This is a genomic window from Colwellia sp. MB02u-14 (assembly GCF_014076915.1).
GTDB lineage: Bacteria > Pseudomonadota > Gammaproteobacteria > Enterobacterales > Alteromonadaceae > Colwellia_A.
Genome location: NZ_JACGUX010000085.1, coordinates 156,931 through 176,087, shown reverse-complemented (window position 1 = coordinate 176,087; position 19,157 = coordinate 156,931). Strand labels below are relative to the sequence as shown.

The window sequence follows — 19,157 nt, the reverse complement described above, 5'->3', positions numbered from 1 at the left end:
TGGTTAGCTTTTAATAAATTGTTGTTGATATTGTTTTGGGGTGCAGTTAAACGACTCTTTAAAGCATCGACCAAAATATGTTTGTGAAGAAAAACCAACATCTAAGGCTATTCTGCCAATTTTAGAACCATTTTGTAGCAATATCTGTGCTTTTGCTAGACGGAACTCTTTAATGAAGTTATTAGGTGTTGTGCCCAGTGTTACTTTCATTTTTCGCTGCAGTTGGCGTTCACTCATCGCCATATTACTGGCTAGATCTTGAATACCTAAATCAGTTTCCAAGTACATCTTAGCAACAATGGTTTCTAGCTTTTCTATAAACTTTTCATCAACGGATAAGATAGCACTTTCGCTTGGAGTTAACTGCGACACTTTTTTTACGCTACTTTCTTTTTGTTGTTCTTTTTGATGGTCACGAAATTTATGTAAATAGTTCTGCTGGAGTAATTTACGATTTTCAATCAAATTTTCAATACGTATTAATAATTCCTGCTGGTTGAAAGGTTTACTTAAATACTCATCTGCTTGTAAATTTAGGCCGTGAAGGCGACTATCTAAGTCTGAACGGGCGGTAAGCAAAATAACGGGAATATGAGAAGTAAGTTCATTTTCTTTTAATTGTTTAAGTACTTCGAAGCCATCAATGCCCGTTAGCATTATATCGCATACGATAAGGTCTGGTATATATTCCTCGGCAATAAGCAGTCCTTGTTCGCCGCTCATTGCTAATAAACAATGATGTTGCTGTTCAACCACACGTTTTATGTGATTTTGCATATCGAGATTATCTTCAATAACTAACACGACATTATGTAAATGATTTTTTGTTTTAGTTTTATTATTATTTTGTTCTAACAGCAATGATGATACCTCACTTTGAGATACACTCATTGGCACTTGAGTTTCTATTTCGACAGCGGTAGCTAAAGGGATAGATAGAGAAAACTTACTGCCTTTATTGTATTCACTGACTAAATTGATACGCCAGTTATGCGCTTTTACCAATTCATTAACTAAAGATAAACCAATACCTACACCAAAAACAGCATGGTTTTTTTCATCATCAGCTCTTTGAAAGCGTTCAAAGATTTTACTTTGTGATGCTTGATTAATACCTATGCCGGTATCTGTAATCTCTAAAATAACATTATCTTGATCAACATAAGCACTGATCTTGATGCTACCGCCAGCAGGGGTATATTTAATCGCATTAGCAAGTAAGTTGAAGATGATTTTTTCAAAACCCTGAGCGTCACATTCTAGCCAAAGATCATCAGATATATCAGTATCAAAGCGTAAATCATTTTGTTTAGCTAAGCGTGAAAATGAATCAATTGGCATAGCCATTAACTGGCTTAATCGATAAGTAGACAATGAAAGCTTAGGGTTGTCAGTAAGGCGTGAAAGTTCTAATAGTTGTTCAACCATACGAACTAAACGCAAACCATTACGCTTGGCGGTAGTAAGTTCCAGCCCCTCTTCTTTACTGTGAGCTTTGAGTAGATATTGGTCTAAAATGCCATTAATAATTGTCAATGGTGTCCTAAACTCATGGGAAATGTTCGCAATAAACTTATCTTTTAAATCTAACATCTGCTTTTCAGCTAACTTTCGTGAAGTTAAATTAATAAAGGTAATAACAATAAGGGGGTGTTCTTCGCGGTCTGCCCACTGCAATTCAACCTGAACTGGGAATTCAGTACCATCGGCACGTCGAGCTGCACACTCTACTGAAATACCAATATCTTTACGTTGTAAGGCGTATACATTACTTTTGAAGCCAAAAAAGTAATGCATAGTATCTTCTGCAGAAAAAAGTGCACTAACATTCTTGCCTTTCAATTCATGTTCTAAACTTTGGAACAATTGAACCGCGGCAGGGTTTGACGATAATATTTCGCCGCCCGTTGATGTAGTCAAAATAGCATTATTAGAGGCTCGGACAATAGCTTTGTCTTCACTATTAAGAATTGAGCTGAGTAATTTATGGTTTGTCTGTATTAAGGCTTTTTGTTCTTGTTGTTGAGTGAAAGCGTTTTCCTTGAATTCAAGCGTGTTTTTTCTTTTATTGTAAGCAATAAGAATGACTAAAATAAAAGCAATAACGCCCCAAATACCAATAACAAAAGACTGCCAGAAAGAATTTGTAATGTAGTACGCCCCAATTTCTAAACCAACGATATGAATGCTAAAAATAATACTCACCAGCAATAAAATGTAAAATTCGGGAAAGGTATCTTTTGAAATAGGTTTAGTCGGTCTTTGATTGTTTAATGATGCACTTGCGGCAAAAATAAGACCACAGTAAGGGATTAACGCTATTAAGTTGTTCGTATAATTGTCTTTATAGAGGGCTTGCTCTTGAAGAAGAAAATAACTATTAGTGTTATCAGCGAACAAAGCTAATGAGGCAATGGCGAGTGGCCAATAAATAGCGTGCCAAAACTTTTCACGACAAAAAATAACACAGCTCATTAGCCTGATAAAAATGAGGCCAGAAATAGTGATATGAAATAATAATGACGGTAATAACCTGTGATCTAACGCTTTTGAAAACTCTTCTGGCAGTAATACGAAATAACAAAAACAAGTGACTGTAAAAAATAGTGCTGGCACTCGACCCGCAATGTATTTGTTGAGTGGCGTTTCGCTGAGATGCGGGTTGGTTTCTATAGCCAGTAAGATAAAAAAGTAACTGAACAAAGAGAAGAAATCTTGCAGGATCGGGGGGGTGTTTATGTAGTCACCGGCAAAGATAACACCCGAAATAAAATCAACGATAATAGCGAGAGAGAAAAACTGCCAGAACAATTTTAATGAACGTGATCTGGTCTGTAAATAGCTATAAACAACAAAGAATACTGCGGTAGCCTGTAATAATATAGTAGGAAGCGATAGCAAAAGAGCAGAGGAAATATCAAGCGTGCTGGTGATCGTTGTATAGGGTAATAAGGTTAAAATTATAGTAATAAATAAAAGTGTTTTTTTATTAAAATATAGCAATGATGTGATCCAATATTAAAGTGATGTTTGTTATGTTGCCTAATCATGAGGCTTATTATTTTCTCCTTTAACTACTATAGTATACATTAATTTAACACCATATAAATGAATGAAAAACTTTCACTGGCTATTTATATCGCTGAGTAAATAGGCTAATTTTTTAATATTAGCATTCGACAATTGCCGATAATCAAAATAGGGACAGACAATTAAATTTTTAGCTTTATCAATAGCAAATTGCTCATCTAGCCAAGTGAAACTAGCGTTTAGTTGATTTGTCGCTAACAAATGTTTGGCGTAAGTTTTTCCACAAATAATATGCAGAGTTTGCTTAGTGGTTGATAACTGAGGCGGAGAAAATAATAAAGCCGTTTGAGAGCCTTGCTGCAGCAAAAATCGCTCTCGATATTTTTGCCAAGTTGGCGCAAGCGTTGAGTAAGCGAATTTTTCTTTATCGAGTGCGTAAAGCAACTTCGCATAAACATTGAAAACTTTCCGCCAACCATTGCCGCAAGCTTGATTAACCATCTCTATTTCGCCCAAGGTTAGCGGCGATAGACAAGATAATTGCTCATATTCAAGCATACTCGGTTTATTGCCAATATAAACGGCGATGCTAAAGTTTGAGCAACCTAAACCAATATTGCTCACGTGATATTACAGTACTGCTGTCTATTCATCAGGTAAGGCATTATCTAAGGTTTTTAAAGAACGTAAAAATAAACCTAGCCCACCGATGGCTAATATAAGTATTACGATTAAATCAAAAGAAATCATGGACTTAAAGGTAAACCTTATTGAAGATATGACCCCAAAGATTAATCCTGATATCGAGCCAATAGCTAACACCCAACCTAAAATATTTTTACTGTTATAAAAAATAAGCCCAACACCAAATATGAAAGGGATCATTATCATGCCACTAGTTACATTATAGTTGCCACCCATAGTTGAAAAAGCATACAGGCGAACGCCCATGCCAAAAGTAGATGTTACTGTGATCGAATTTAGTAGCATATAAAAACCACTACACATCATAATGATGCCAATAAAAAAGTGACTTAAGCCACCCGAAGTTCCACCTGCTCCTTTCATGGGTATTCCTTATTATCTTTGTTATTTCTCAGCTGAGTAGGGCTCTTCAGCAAGAAGATAAGCTCTTAAATCGGCTTTGTTTGGTTGCTGATATAGCCACTCTCTGAGGGCTTTAACTTTCGCATAATTTTCTTCACCAAATTTATCTTGGTATATTTCTGCAAAGTTTTCTTTCGTACTATTAATACGAATGTTGCGTTGCCAATGTGCGGTTAGTACCCTATTTAAGGAGCCCGCTAAATTTTCTTTTTTGAGTAATTCCCATTCACCTTTATCTAACCAAACACCACCGACATTGACACTGTAGTCAATACGGTGATTTGTTGAGGCAGATAGTCGAAATTTACGCATAATAGTGCCTGTTACTGGGCATAACATGGCTTGTTTCGTTTCAACAACTTCACATTGAATATTGTTATCAAAAGAAAACTGTGGATTACGTTCTTTGCAAGCGACATAATCTTCAATTAAGATCCAATGCCCACCACAATTCGAACAAGTATGTGCTCTAAAAAGCCCTTCGATAAAACTAGGGGTTAACTCACCCTGCTTACAACTAGTACATTTCATTATTATGTCCCTGTTAAATGTTATCTTTGTAAAATTTACGTAAACCATCATATAATCATTGATTGATATAAGTCACGAGTAAAATGAATAAAATCAGGATACTGTAGGCTTTTATTTTTATGATTTTATGTAAACAATATGCTAATTTGTTTTATTTGAATTTTATAAAAACTGTATTTATTGACATATTATGTCACGGGTGTATGGTACATATAAAGAATAAATACCACAATGATTAGCCGGTGTTCGCTATGTGCTTTAAGGATAAACAATGGAACAGCTACTAGAAGTCGCTTCAAAATTTCCCACCGTAATACATTCGACACTGCTAGGTGTCGTGGTTGTTTATTGGCTTATTGGCATGTTAGGTCTGGTCGATTTAGGATTAGCTGGAGATGCAGACCTTGACGTAGAGGTAGACACCGAACTTGATACTTCTGTTGGCGGCCTGACCGGTTTTATGCTGACTTTTGGTTTAACGGGGGTGCCGTTCACCTTAGTTTTTAGCATTATTATCCTTATTTGCTGGCTAATCAGCTTTTACCTGCAATTATATATTCTAGCTTGGCTACCTGATGGTTGGTTATATTATCTGTTTGGCGTTGTTAGTAGCTTTATTGTCTTTCTAATTTCCCTGCCATTAACTGCAATTGTTATTCGCCCCTTAAAAGGAATGTTTAAAAGTGTTGAAACCTCCAAGAGTATTCAGCTGGTCGGTAAAAGTGCGACGATTGCAACGCAAACGGTTAGTGAAACCTTTGGTCAAGTACGAATATATAATAAGGGCGCAGAAATTTTACTTGATGTACGCTGTGACCCAGAACACCGCTTAAAAAAGGGTGACAATGTGCTACTGATAGAATATTTAAAAGAAAAGCATATCTATATTGTCGCGCCGTATGACGAATAAATCATAATCACATTATAAGAGACTTGGTCACGCAGTTGTGACCATTGCATTTACATAAAAGGAAAAAAAACATGGTAATGGAACCACTTTATCTAGCGATTGGCATTGGCGTACTTTTAGTCTTTTCACTATTAATTATGATGGCTAAATTTTATCATAAAGTAGAGCAGGGCCAGGCATTAATCATTAATAAGCTCGGCGCTGAACCAGAAATAAGTACTAATGGCGGTATGGTTATTCCTATTATCCATAAAAAAGAAATTATGGATATTTCTACTAAGCGAATGATGTTAGAACGAAAAGGGCGATCTGGGCTTATTTGCCAAGATAACATTCGTGCTGATATTACTATTACCTTTTATATCCGGGTTAATGAAACCAAAGAAGATATTCTACGTGTGGCAAAACAAGTTGGTTGTGAGCGCTCTTCTTTCCCTGAAACCCTACAAGAACTTTTTGAAGCGAAGTTTTCTGAAGCACTTAAAACTGTTGGTAAACAATTAAACTTTACTGATCTTTTTACTCAACGAGATATTTTTCGTGACAAGATTAAAGAAGTTATTGGCCAAGATTTATCAGGTTACGTACTTGAAGATGTCGCGATTGATTTTCTTGAACAAACATCGATTAACGATTTAGATCCTAATAATATTATGGATGCTGAAGGTATTAGGCGCATTACCGAGTTAACCGCCCAACAAAGTGTTGAAACCAATGACTTGAAACGCCAAGAAGAAATACGCATTAAACGACAAGATATTGATGCTAAAGAAAAAGGTTTAGAACTTGATCGCCAATTAGCCGATGCCCAAGCTAAACAGACGCGAGAAATTTCTACTGTAGAAGCTCGAGAAGAAGCGGAAACAGCTAAAATTGTGCAAGAAGAGTTTTGTAAGTCTGAACAGGCAAGAATAGCGACTGAACAGACAGTCGCTGTAGCTGAAGAAAATAAGCAGCGTGAAGCTGATATCGCGCAACAAAATCGTTTTAGAGCCGTGGCTATCGAAGAAGAAAAAGTGAAACGTGCCCGTCAAGTCGAAGAAATAGATCGTGAAAAAGAAGTTGAAACACTACGAATCGATAAAGAAAAAGCCCTAGAAATAGAGCGTAAAAATATTGCTGAAGTACAGCGTGAACGCATCATGGTTGAAAAAGGCGTCGCTGAAGAAGAAGAGCTTATTAAAGATTTACGTGTGGTTTCAGAAGCGAACCGCCAAAAAGATGAATTGGTTATCAAAGCCAAAGGTGAGGCTGAGCAAGCATTGGTTAAAGATATTGAATCAGCTAAAGCGCAAGAACAAGCGGCTGAGCATATCGCAAGAAAAATGCAAACCATTGCCGATGCTGAATTGAAAGCGGCGAGTAAACAGGCAGAGTCGAAGAAGATATTGGCTGAGGGTAATCAAGCAGAAGCTGCATCGCAAGGGCTTGCTGAGGCTCAAATCACCTTGGCGCAAGCTGATGCACACGAAAGACAAGGCGAGGCTGAAGCTAAAACACTCGAACTTAAATTGACCGCTGAAGCTAAAGGTATACAAGAAAAAGCCTTAGCAGAAGCGACGGGTTTACGTGAAAAACAAGATGTACTTAACGCTATGTCTGAACAAGCCAGAGAGTTTGAAACCTTTGGTTTACGTTTAAATCAAGAGCGTGAATTAACCTTAGCGAAACTAGAAAATAGTGTTGCGTTAGCTGAGAAGCAAGCGGGTGTATTAGCAACGGCATTAAGTGAAGCCAATATTAATATTATGGGCGGCGATGGCGAGTTCTTGCGTCAGTTTATGAACTCTATCACGGTTGGTAAGTCTATCGATGGCTTAGTTAATGAAAGTGAAACAGTAAAAACCTTGTTTAAAGATCACTTAAATGGCGACCGTAATATTATGGACGATTTAGGTGGGGTGCTCGCTGGTGCTGCACAAACGAGTGAAACCATGAAAAATTTCAATATGTCTAAGTTATTATCAACATTAAATAATGCCGACGACACTCAAAAAGGCGCATTGGCTAGTTTGTTAAACTTAGCGAACAAAAACTCGTCAGACGAAAAATAGTCATCAAGTATTAATTAAGCAATGCACAGTGTTTCATTCAAGGATAACTGTGCATTAGCTCATGGAGTCTCATATGTCAGATAAGGATAGCGTCACTAATCAGGCTGTTGCGGAAGGGGGTTCATATGAACTTATTCAGCGCAGATTGTCAGCCTTAGGCAGTGATCTTAATGCACAAATTAAGCAGCTAAATGACAAGCGCATTGTTACGTTTGGCTCCACCGAGATGAAAGTTGATGCTCGTGTGCGGGTTAGAACTGAGCATAATTGTGTTGCTAGAGATATTGCCGCCATCGGAGATACCTTACTTTTTGGCTACAACGTCTTTCTCGGTTTAAAGCGCAATATTACCGTCTCAGATGTTTTTAGTTTGCATCAAATAAAAGGTGATAAAGATGACATTGAGATTATTGATCTTCCGGTACAAGATAGTTTTCTTGACGATGCTGAGTTTGTCCGTGATTTTGATGAGTTATACACCTATTACAAAAAAACATTTCTAGCTCATGTTTATCGACAAGGCAGTAAAGTATTTGCCATCTTTCGAATTGGTGAACGCCTTGATGATATTAGAGTCTTTCGTTGGGGTATCGACGCCGATCACCAAGTTAGCTATATCGATAATCGTGGTGAAAGAGATATAAAGCAGCCAGAAAATTTTGACTTTGAATGGCATAAAGTATCTCGAGAGCAACAAGAGCAAGGTAAACACCCACATTATAATTTATATGACATTTTGTTTGTCGAAGCTATTGGTGGCTCAATTACTTTAAAAGTTGAGAATAATACCACCGCAGGTCAAGGTATATATTCTGAGCCAGTCGAAGATGAACATCAGTCTATAGATGACGCTGAAATCCATTATGCCAGAGTTGGTGAGCTTATTTTATTGAAAATAAAGCCGTATCGTGAAACTGACACTCGCCATTTGATTTTTAATGCTAAAACTCAGCAAGTGATCAGGCAAGATGCTATTGCTCATGCTTGTATTCAGTTACCAGAAGACCACGGTATTATTTTTCCTGGTGGATACTATTTGCAAAATGGTGAACACAAAAGCTTTGAAGATAATGCCGAAGATTTACAGTTGCACCGAGTGGTAAAGTCGCCAAACGGTGAAGACTTTCTCTATATATTTTATGAACCAAATGAAGGGCAGTACGCTTTGTTTGGTTATAATTTAATTACGAGAACATTGCAAAACCCTATTTATGGTCATGGGCAAAGTTTATACAACAACGGCAGAGCCGTGGTTTTTAATGCCGAGTCCGAGCCATCACGTGTTCATGCCATGCAAATATGGCAAACGCCTTTTTGTAGTGAAGAGTTTGCTAGTAATCAACCGGTTGATAATAGCTTCTTTGGCAAAATAGGTAATCCTGAACTGGTCCGCGGTATTTCTGATTTATACAGTGTCGCTAAATTGATCTCGGTGCAAACACCAAGTGCGCAGCATTTTAATGACTTAGTGAAAGAGTCTAAGCAAATTTTTGATAAATATCATTGGCTCAATGATAAAGAGCTGGGGTTGCTGCATGATCTTATCAAGCAAATCGCGATCACTTCTGAATTGGTTATAGATGAATTTGAAAAAGTCACCAGCATTAAAGAAAACTCTGATCGGGCCTTAATTCAAGCAAAAGAAAAGCTAGCCGAGCTAGTAACACAAGTTCAAATTTCGGGTTTTGAGCAGGCCTCACAATTCGTTGATTGCTTATCGGCGTTAGCTCAATTTAAAGGTGAATTGATTTCTCATAAAGACTTACGTTATATCGATGTTGACGCAATTAATGCCATGGAAGCTCACTTAGATACGTTAACGAAAGAACTTAGCCAAGCAACCGCTGACTTTCTCCAACAAGACGATGCTTTAACGCCTTATCAAAAGACCATAGTTGCATTAGAAAAGGCGATAGAAAAAAGTGAATCGGTTAGCTCATTAAAGCCGATTCGCACCGAAATTGAAGAGCTTGTGCAAGGATTAGAATTACTTAACCGCACAATGTTGTCACTAAACATTGAAGATAGCCGACAAAGAACACGTATTCTGGAAGATATTTCAGCAGTTTTTAGTCAAATAAACCGCGTTAAAGCTAATGCTGATTTGGTGGCTAAAAGTGTCGGTAGTGAAGAGGCACGAGCAGAATTTGGTGCTCGATTTAAACTGTTAAGCCAAAGTGTTACCAGTGCTTTAAATGCGAGTGATTCACCGCAAGCATGTGATGAGCAACTTTCTCAAATTCTAATTCAGTTAGAAGACTTAGAAAGTCAGTTTAGTGATTATGATGAATTTTATAATGAAATCATCACTAAAAGAGATGAAATATACGATAACTTTGAACAACATAAACAGCAGCTGATGGATGCACAGCAGCGTCGTTGTTTGAATTTGATGACGGCAGCCGAGCGCATTATTGAAGGTGTGATCAGACGGAGTCAATCGTTTAGTGAGCAAGACAAATTAAACAGCTATTTTGCTGGCGATCCTATGGTTGCCAAGCTTAGGCAACTAATTTCACAGCTTAGAGAGCTTGATGACAATGTTAGAGCTGATGACATTGACGCTCAATTAAAAAATGCTAAAGAGCAAGGCATAAGAGCACTGAGAGATAAAACGGATATTTACTCTGCTGACGGTAGTTTAGTTAAAATAGGCGACCACCAATTTTCAGTGAATCGTCAAAAATTAGAACTGACCTTATTACCTCGTGATGGTGACATGGTCTTGCATATCAGTGGTAGTGAATACTTTGAAACGCTACCCGCTGAATTATTTGTTGGTACTAAATACCTCTGGCAGCAAGCGCTGGTCTCTGAATCTGACAAGGTCTACCGAGGAGAGTATTTAGCGGCAACACTATTATTTGAGGCTGAATTTGCTGGCCAAGCGCAACTTGAGTGTTTAAAAGCGGCGGTAAAAAACAATGAATTAGGTGAGGTGGTTAGAAAAGCGGCTGAGCCACGTTATCAAGAAGGTTATGATAAGGGCGTGCATGATGCCGATGCGGCATTAATTCTAAAGCAATTACTTGCTTTAAGAGAATCTATTGGCTTGTTAGCTTATCCGGTCTTGGAAAGAAGACTCGCGCTACTTTTTTTCACCACAGAATTAGCTGATAACAGTAGAAAAGATTTATTACAGCGCAGTCATAATCTCTATATCATGGAAGAAACTTTTGGTGATAGTCAATTACGTCATCAGCTTATTAAAGAATTGGCTACGCTATTAGATAGCTATATTGAAAGTCAGCCTTGGCTGAAATGTGACACGTTATTGTCAGCAACCTACCTATTAAAAGAGTTAGCTTTAGCCGAACAGAAATTTGTTATTAAAGAAAGTAGCGTTGAGTTAGCTAATCAACTGGAGAGTCAGTTAAAGCATAAGAGCTTAGAAAAACAACTCAATGGCGCATTATTGGGTTGTTCGACACTAGAGCAAAAATATCAACTTTACTGGGCGTGGTTGCAGGCTTTTTCTTCGCACCAGAGTATGAATATCCATCAAGATATTATTGATGAAGCCGCAATTTTTATGCTGATGCAAGAGCAATGTGAATTCTATACTTCATTGGCTGACACCGAAGGTGTTGTTGATGGTTTATTGGGGCAGCATGGGCAAATATCGGACAGAAAAATTGCGATAAATTATCAAGAATTTATCACTCGACTTCGCCAATTTAAAAATGAACATGAACCGGCATTCAAAGGTTTTCATATTCAAAAGCAAAAGGTATTAGCGGCACAACGTAAACGCTTACGCTTAGAAGAGTTTAAACCAAGAGCGCTGTCTTCGTTTGTACGTAATAAATTAATTAATGATGTTTATTTCCCGATTATTGGTATTAATTTAGCTAAACAAATTGGCGCAGCTGGTAATAATAAACGTTCTGATTTAATGGGATTATTACTGCTTATTTCTCCCCCAGGTTATGGTAAAACAACGCTTATTGAATACGTTGCCAGTAAGCTAGGTATGACCTTTGTTAAAATAAACTGTCCGTCGATAGGACACGAACAGTTGTCACTAGATCCCGCTCAGGCAAACAACTCAACAGCTAAAAATGAAGTTGAAAAGATTAACTTAGCCTTCGAAATGGGTAACAATGTTATGTTGTACCTTGATGATATTCAGCATACTAATCCTGAGTTTTTACAAAAGTTTATTTCCTTATGTGATGGCTCAAGAAAAGTGGAGGGTGTTTGGAATGGTGACAGTAAAACCTATGATATGCGCGGCAAAAAATTTGCAGTTGTCATGGCTGGTAATCCTTATACCGAATCAGGAGAAGCATTTAGCATTCCTGATATGTTGGCTAACCGAGCCGATATTTATAACTTAGGTGATACCTTAAGTGGTCGAGAAGAAGAGTTCTCTTTAAGCTTTATTGAAAATAGCTTAACCAGTAATCGCTATATCGCACCACTAGCGACCCGAGATATGGACGACCTCTATAACTTGGTTAAAATTGCCGATGGCCAACAAGTTGCCACAACTGAGCTAAAGCATAATTACTCGCAAGCAGAGGTCAATGAAATAGTTGCGGTTATTAAACGTATTCGTAAAATTCAAGCGACGGTATTAAAAGCCAATCAACAGTACATTGCCTCTGCCGCCCAAGACGATAAGTACCGCACTGAGCCTTCGTTCAAGTTACAAGGAAGCTATCGCAATATGAATAAGATGGCGGAAAAAGTAGTACCGGTTATGACCGAAGAGGAAGTCGAGCAGCTTATCGCCGATCATTATCGTGGTGAAGCGCAAACACTCACCATAGGCGCTGAAGAAAATTTACTTAAATTAGCCGAGCTGCGCAACAATCAAACCAGTGAAGAAAAAGTGCGTTGGCAACAAATTAAGGCAGATTTTGTTCGTTATCAAAGCTTGGGTGATAGTGATAACCCGATTGCGGCTGTTGCTAGCCAAATATCGTTATTGCAAAAAGGGCTCAATCAAATAGGAGAAGCTTTGTTAGAGCCTAAATCTGCAGCGTTAGATAGCTTGAATGAAACGCTTGCCAGTCTTAAACTGCAAGTGAATATTGAAAAACCAGATGATTCAGCATTAGCTGAAACTTTGGCGTTATTTAGTGAAAATATGGCGTCTTTTTTAACGCCGCTGGTTAACGCGTTACAAAGTAATAAAAATGTCGATTTGGCGATGATCGATACTTTAAAAACATTGAACCTGACTACTGAAAAATCAGTAAAAAGTTCTGAGACCCATATTCAAAAAATTAGTCGAGAACTCGCTTCAGGAAAACAAAATAGCGATGAGCTTTCTGCGGACGAGTACTAGCTAACATCGGCTATGCTAAACGAGAAAATAGTTGCCAGTAGTAAAGATAAACCAGGAAGATGCCTTGTTACCTTTAGACAAACCACAACATATTGGTTTGTTGTTAGCGATGCGTCTTTGGGAGTTACCTCAGTGTAAAGCACTGCGCAGAAATTAATATTTATTGCCAAACCGAGAACACATAACGTTATACTCCCTATAAACGTATAACTGCATGCTAATGGAAGATGTTTAAAGTTATTAGCCCTTTTAATATGATACTAAAATTGTGTTTTAAAAAATATTATCTCGCTTCTTTTCAGAAATGAATAAAGCGTCAATAATTAACGTTCAACATAAAAAATGATGGAGCGCAGCTATGAATGAAAAAATTGCAGCACTTAAGTCAGACCTAGCGCTACTTAAAGAACAATTTAGTAAAAAAATTACTGATGCAGAAATTCGTTTAAAAAATATGATTGAACAAGACAGCCTAGATACTTCGGTTGAACGTGGCTATAAAATTCAAGCTTCTTTTGAAGAGCCAGCAGATTCTTTAGCTAATGGTGAATGTGTAATTTTACTGCATGGGCTTGCACGTTCGGCTAACTCCATGAAAGCTATTGAAAAACGACTATTGACAGAAGGTTATTTTGTGATAAATATCAACTACCCTTCTAGAGATTATTCGATAGAAGAGTTGGCTGAAAAAGTGATTTCTAAAGCGCTATTAATTTGTGAAAGTCGTCAAGTTAACTTTGTTACCCATTCAATGGGCGGTATATTAGTTCGCCAATATTTAAGTATGCACAAAATACCTAATTTAAATAAAGTCGTGATGCTGGGTCCACCAAACAAAGGCAGTGAAGTTGTTGATAAACTAAAAAATACACCTGGTTTTAGTTTCATCAATGGTGATGCGGGTATGCAATTAGGTACCGGCGAATTTAGTATCCCTAGTAATCTTGGCAATGCTAATTTTGATTTGGGTGTTATTGCCGGTAATCAAAGTATTAATTGGATATTATCAACACTTATTCCTGATAAAGATGATGGTAAAGTTTCGGTTGCTAGTACCAAACTTGATGGTATGAATGATCACATTGAAATGGAAACAACCCATCCGTTTATGATGAAAAATGAAAAAGTGATTGAGCAAGTTATTCATTATTTAAAATCAGGTAGTTTTCAAAAATAATTATCCCAGAAAGCTTGCCTTTAATAACGACCTGTATATACTCACAGTAACAACTGTGTAAATTTACAGGCTCCCTATGCTAAATGAAATCAGCGAATTACGCCCTCTAACGAACCGACAACAACAAGTTTTTGATCTGATCAAAGACAAAATAAGCGATACGGGTATGCCACCAACACGTGCTGAAATAGCCAAGTTTTTTGGCTTTAAATCAGCAAATGCAGCAGAGGAACATTTAAAAGCTTTGGCTAAAAAAGGCTATATAGAAATGTTGCCAGGTACTTCTCGCGGCATTCGTTTGACTGAGAAGTTAATGGAAGAAGCCGGTTTACCTTTAATCGGCAGAGTGGCTGCAGGTGAACCTATTTTAGCTGCAGAGCATGTTGAAGATCATTACAAAGTTGATGGTAATTTGTTCCACCCAGCCGCTGATTACTTATTGAGAGTTAATGGCGAAAGCATGAAAAATATCGGCATACTTGATGGTGACTTGTTAGCTGTTCATCAAACGACCGATGTACAGAATGGCCAAGTAATTGTTGCTCGTGTCGAAGAAAATGTTACGGTTAAACGTTATAAACGAGAAGGTAACATCGTTTACTTACATGCTGAAAATGATGACTTCTCTCCTATAAAAGTCGATTTGTCTGATCAAGAGTTTAATATTGAAGGGTTGGCTGTTGGCGTTATTCGCTCGGCAGACTGGATGTAATTAAGTTAACCTATCCTATCCAATAAACTTGGTGGTAACTAAGTCAATTTATCTAACAAATATAGTATTAATTACGTCAAACTGCTCGGCAAACTTTAGTGTATAAAATAGGCTAAAGTTTGCTTTTCTAACCTTTCGTATTCTTTTCATGCAAACCTTTCTCTTTACTAAGAATAATTTTCATTCTAAAGCCCATTCAAACAACTTTATCTTTCTCTGATTAAAAAACAACCAAGATCAATTTTTGCAATATGCGTATTTATACTCAGCTGTTTATTTTTAATACTACGGCTACAGCCCTTTGTTATTAGGCTTTTATCTGTATTAGAGTTGATACTCTATTGTTTTTATTGGTTTTTATTTTAAAATAGCTCGATTTTTAAATTGACCCAGATCAACTTTTAAGTAATTCTAGTTTGGAATGTGTACAAATATAAATATAAGACGATGTTGTTGACGCTAACTGGTTGATAACAAAATTGCTAAGAAAATAATAAAAATCCGTACTAAAGGATGTGTTTTGTCCTAGGTATCAAGTTTTAAACTTTTATAGGGTGAAGGAGATGTCGTGTGAAAAGACGTAACCTAGGTTGGCTGTTGTTGGGGAGTGTTCTTTCCAGTTCAGCTTGGGCAGATATGCAATTAAATCTGACCAAGGGTGTAACAGAAGTAAGTAGAGATGTTTACGATCTACATATGCTCGCAATGTATATATGTGTAGCAATCGGTGTGGTTGTTTTTGGTGCTATGTTTTGGTCAATGGTTTTCCACCGAAAATCCAAAGGGGCTAAATCAGCAGATTTTCATGAAAGTACAAAAGTAGAGATTCTCTGGACAGCAATTCCCATTGTCATTCTTATCGCTATGGCTGTACCAGCAACGAAAACACTGATCGAAATGGAAAATAACGACGATTCTGACGTTACCATTCAGATCACAGGTTCTCAGTGGAAGTGGCATTATAAATATTTTGATCAAGATATTGAGTTCTACTCCGTTTTATCTACGCCAAGACCACAGTATGAAACACAAGAAGGTAAACACCTTAGTGTTGATGCCGGCGACAAAGTCAAAGGTGAAAATTATTTACTCGAGGTTGATAAACACCTTGTCATTCCAGTTAATAAGAAAGTACGATTTTTAATCACTTCTGACGATGTTATTCATGCTTGGTGGGTACCTGCTTTTGCAGTAAAGCAAGATGCTAACCCAGGATTTATTAATGAAGCATGGACAAAAGTTGACGAGCCTGGGATATACCGAGGTCAGTGTGCTGAGCTTTGTGGTAAAGATCACGGTTTTATGCCTATTGTTGTCGAAGTAAAGTCTGAAGCTGATTATGCTCTTTGGCTCGATGAGCAACACGAAATTAATGCGCAAGCTGCTGCTGCTGAGAAAGCGTCTCTTAACGCTTCCGCATCAATGGATGAACTGATGACTTTGGGTGAAACTACCTATGTTGCCTACTGTGCTGCCTGTCATCAAGTTTCTGGTGCTGGTCTACCTCCAGCATTTCCTGCACTTAAAGGAAGCTCTGTTGCTACGGGTAGTATTGCTGCGCATATTGATATTGTACTCAATGGTAAAGCGGGTTCAGGTATGCAAGCTTATGATAAGCAGTTAAGTATGAAGCAAATTGCTGCAGTTGTGACCTATGAGCGTAATGCTTGGGGTAACAATACCGGCGATGCCGTACAAGCCGCTGATGTTAAAAGTTTTGCTAATGATTCAGGCAATGACACAGAAACACCGGTAAAAGTCGCTGAAGTGGTTGTTGAAGAAGCCCCAGCAGAAGATCTCACTAGAGTGTATAGCGAAGATGAATTGATGGTTATGGGTGAGCAAGTTTACATGAAAGCTTGTGCTGCTTGTCATCAAGTTTCTGGTGTGGGTTTACCTCCGGCATTTCCTGCACTAAAAGATAGTGTAATTGCACTGGGTGACATTGCTGTGCATATAGACATGGTTATTAATGGCAGTAAGAAAAACCCTGCTATGGCTGCTTTTGGTAGCCAGTTAACTAAAACCGAAATAGCGGCTGTTGTTACTTATGAGCGTAATGCTTGGGGCAATAACACCGGTGATTTAGTACAACCTGCAGCCGTTGATGCTGCTAGTGCGAAGTAGGGGGATATAAAATGACTACAGACGTTATAGAACAAGAATCGCACGACGATCATCATGATGACCATAAAATGAAAGGCATCAAACGTTGGTTGTACACGACAAATCATAAAGATATAGGTACGTTATATCTATGGTTTGCTTTTATTATGCTATTAACCGGCGGTGCTTTAGCCATGGTTATTCGAGCCGAGTTATTCCAACCCGGTTTGCAAATAGTGGAGCCTGATTTTTTCAATCAGCTAACTACTGTACATGGTTTGATCATGGTGTTTGGTGCAATTATGCCGGCCTTTACGGGGTTTGCAAACTGGATGATACCTATGATGATTGGTGCTCCAGATATGGCTTTACCACGTATGAATAATTGGAGCTTCTGGATTCTACCTTTTGCTTTTGGGATTCTTTTGTCTACATTCTTTATGGAGTCAGGTGCGCCTAACTTTGGTTGGACATTCTACGCACCACTTTCTACAACCTATTCAAATGGTAGTACGGCATTTTTTGTTTTTGCTGTTCATATTATGGGTATCTCATCAATAATGGGCGCGATTAATATCGTTGTTACCATTATGAACATGCGTGCGCCGGGTATGACTTACATGAAAATGCCATTGTTTGTTTGGACATTTTTTATTACCGCCTATTTATTAATCGCCGTAATGCCTGTCCTCGCGGGTGTGGTAACCATGTTGTTAACTGATACGTATTTTGGCACAAGTTTCTTTGATGCTGCAGGTGGCGGTGACCCGGTATTATTCCAGCACCTTTTCTGGTTCTTCGGGCATCCTGAAGTTTACATCATGATATTGCCAGCTTTTGGTATTGTCTCTACTATTATTCCAGCTTTTGCTCGTAAGAAATTATTCGGCTACAGCTCAATGGTTTATGCAACGGCATCCATCGCCTTATTGTCATTTCTTGTCTGGGCACATCATATGTTCACAACAGGTATGCCGTTATTTGGTGAACTGTTCTTCATGTATTGCACAATGTTAATTGCCGTACCTACGGGTGTTAAAGTGTTCAACTGGGTCGCAACTATGTGGCGTGGTTCAATGAGCTTTGAAACACCGATGCTATTTTCTATCGCATTTGTCATCTTATTTACTATAGGCGGATTCTCTGGTTTGATGTTGGCATTAACACCTGTTGATTTCCAATACCATGATACCTACTTTGTTGTTGCCCATTTTCATTATGTGTTGGTCACAGGTTCATTATTCTCGATTTATGCGGGTGCATACTTCTGGTTGCCAAAATGGACAGGTCATATGTATAACGAGTCGTTAGCTAAATGGCATTTTTGGTGTTCGCTGATTTCAGTTAATTTACTATTCTTCCCTATGCACTTTTTAGGATTAGCGGGCATGCCTCGTCGTATCCCAGATTATGCGTTGCAGTTTGCTGATTTCAATAAGTGGGTCAGTATTGGTGGTTTTGCCTTTGGCCTTTCGCAACTAATATTCTTAGCGGTAGTCATTAAGTGTATTAGAGGTGGAGAGAAAGCAGCGGCTAAGCCTTGGGATGGCGCTGAAGGTTTAGAGTGGACTGTTGCAAGTCCTGCTCCGTACCATACATTTTCAACACCACCAAAAATTGATTAAGTTAATAAAATATGAATAAAGGTGACGAATTGCAAAATTTAAATAACAAAGATAGCGCTGCTATAACAAAAAACAATCAAGTGATAAAAAAGCTGGTTATGATTGTTTTTGGTATGTTTGCTTTTGGTTTTGCACTTGTCCCTTTATATGATGTGTTTTGTGATATTACTGGTTTGAATGGAAAAACGTCAACCACTGCCGCCGCTGTCTATAATGTTGATCAGATTGACACAAAAAGAATTGTAACGGTGCAGTTTATTAGTCGAACCGCCCAAGGTATACCTTGGCAGTTTGAACCTATGGTCCGTGAAATAAAAGTTCATCCCGGTGAAATGAAACTTGTTAAATTTTATGCAAAAAATGAATCCACCCGCGATATTATTGGCCAAGCAGTTCCGTCAGTATCGCCCGGTTTAGCGGCGGCGTATTTTCAAAAAATTGAATGTTTTTGTTTTACGCAGCAACCGCTACAAGCGAATGAAGAGGTAGAGATGGCGTTACAGTTTTATGTTGACCCAGAATTACCTGAAGATATTTCAACGCTAACGTTGTCGTACACTTTGTATGACGTGACTGGAAAAGTGGAATCGTAGCAATTTATACTGTTCA

The 19,157-nt window shown here is 38.0% G+C and carries 13 protein-coding genes; 9 read left to right on the top strand and 4 right to left on the bottom strand.

The genetic code is table 11. The features are described 5' to 3' along the window. Positions 1-3: 3 nt before the first annotated feature. From H4J52_RS15975 to H4J52_RS15960, 4 genes are all read right to left on the bottom strand, one after another. Positions 4-3,003: an ATP-binding protein gene (locus tag H4J52_RS15975; protein WP_220461103.1), complete on the bottom strand. Its 3,000-nt coding sequence runs from the start codon at positions 3,001-3,003 to the stop codon at positions 4-6. A gap of 120 nt (positions 3,004-3,123) precedes the next feature. After that, entirely contained in the window at positions 3,124-3,654 is a 531-nt protein-coding gene (locus tag H4J52_RS15970) for a DUF6942 family protein (protein ID WP_182182253.1), read from the bottom strand. A gap of 21 nt (positions 3,655-3,675) precedes the next feature. Then, positions 3,676-4,098 (bottom strand): hypothetical protein, encoded by a 423-nt coding sequence (locus H4J52_RS15965; protein ID WP_182225149.1) that lies wholly within the window; start codon positions 4,096-4,098, stop codon positions 3,676-3,678. Between the two features lie 21 nt (positions 4,099-4,119). After that, positions 4,120-4,668, bottom strand: a complete 549-nt coding sequence (locus H4J52_RS15960; protein ID WP_182225147.1) for a zf-TFIIB domain-containing protein — start codon at positions 4,666-4,668, stop codon at positions 4,120-4,122. A gap of 271 nt (positions 4,669-4,939) precedes the next feature. On the opposite strand from H4J52_RS15960, the gene H4J52_RS15955 reads away from it, so the two are divergent. The 9 genes from H4J52_RS15955 to H4J52_RS15920 all read left to right on the top strand — a co-directional run bounded on the left by H4J52_RS15955 (position 4,940) and on the right by H4J52_RS15920 (position 19,141). Beyond that, on the top strand, positions 4,940-5,578 hold the full coding sequence (locus tag H4J52_RS15955) for an OB-fold-containig protein (RefSeq protein WP_182182250.1): 639 nt from the start codon (positions 4,940-4,942) through the stop codon (positions 5,576-5,578). Positions 5,579-5,649: 71 nt separating this feature from the next. Then, positions 5,650-7,632, top strand: a complete 1,983-nt coding sequence (locus H4J52_RS15950; RefSeq protein ID WP_197517579.1) for a flotillin family protein — start codon at positions 5,650-5,652, stop codon at positions 7,630-7,632. A gap of 73 nt (positions 7,633-7,705) precedes the next feature. Beyond that, the gene (locus H4J52_RS15945) at positions 7,706-12,928 is read left to right on the top strand and encodes a DNA repair ATPase (protein WP_182182249.1); all 5,223 of its coding nucleotides are present in this window, start codon (positions 7,706-7,708) and stop codon (positions 12,926-12,928) included. A 31-nt stretch (positions 12,929-12,959) separates the two neighbouring features. Next, positions 12,960-13,085, top strand: coding sequence for a hypothetical protein (locus H4J52_RS20130; RefSeq protein ID WP_259366527.1), 126 nt, complete (start codon positions 12,960-12,962; stop codon positions 13,083-13,085). A 201-nt stretch (positions 13,086-13,286) separates the two neighbouring features. Next, on the top strand, positions 13,287-14,105 hold the full coding sequence (locus H4J52_RS15940) for an alpha/beta fold hydrolase (protein ID WP_310649605.1): 819 nt from the start codon (positions 13,287-13,289) through the stop codon (positions 14,103-14,105). 76 nt (positions 14,106-14,181) lie between these two features. Then, positions 14,182-14,817: a transcriptional repressor LexA gene (lexA, locus tag H4J52_RS15935; protein WP_182175283.1), complete on the top strand. Its 636-nt coding sequence runs from the start codon at positions 14,182-14,184 to the stop codon at positions 14,815-14,817. A 570-nt stretch (positions 14,818-15,387) separates the two neighbouring features. Continuing rightward, the gene (gene coxB / locus H4J52_RS15930) at positions 15,388-16,944 is read left to right on the top strand and encodes a cytochrome c oxidase subunit II (protein WP_404851988.1); all 1,557 of its coding nucleotides are present in this window, start codon (positions 15,388-15,390) and stop codon (positions 16,942-16,944) included. A gap of 11 nt (positions 16,945-16,955) precedes the next feature. After that, on the top strand, positions 16,956-18,548 hold the full coding sequence (ctaD, locus tag H4J52_RS15925) for a cytochrome c oxidase subunit I (protein ID WP_182182248.1): 1,593 nt from the start codon (positions 16,956-16,958) through the stop codon (positions 18,546-18,548). An 11-nt stretch (positions 18,549-18,559) separates the two neighbouring features. Next, complete coding sequence (locus H4J52_RS15920; RefSeq protein WP_182182247.1) at positions 18,560-19,141, top strand: cytochrome c oxidase assembly protein; 582 nt, start codon at positions 18,560-18,562, stop codon at positions 19,139-19,141. Positions 19,142-19,157: the final 16 nt, after the last annotated feature.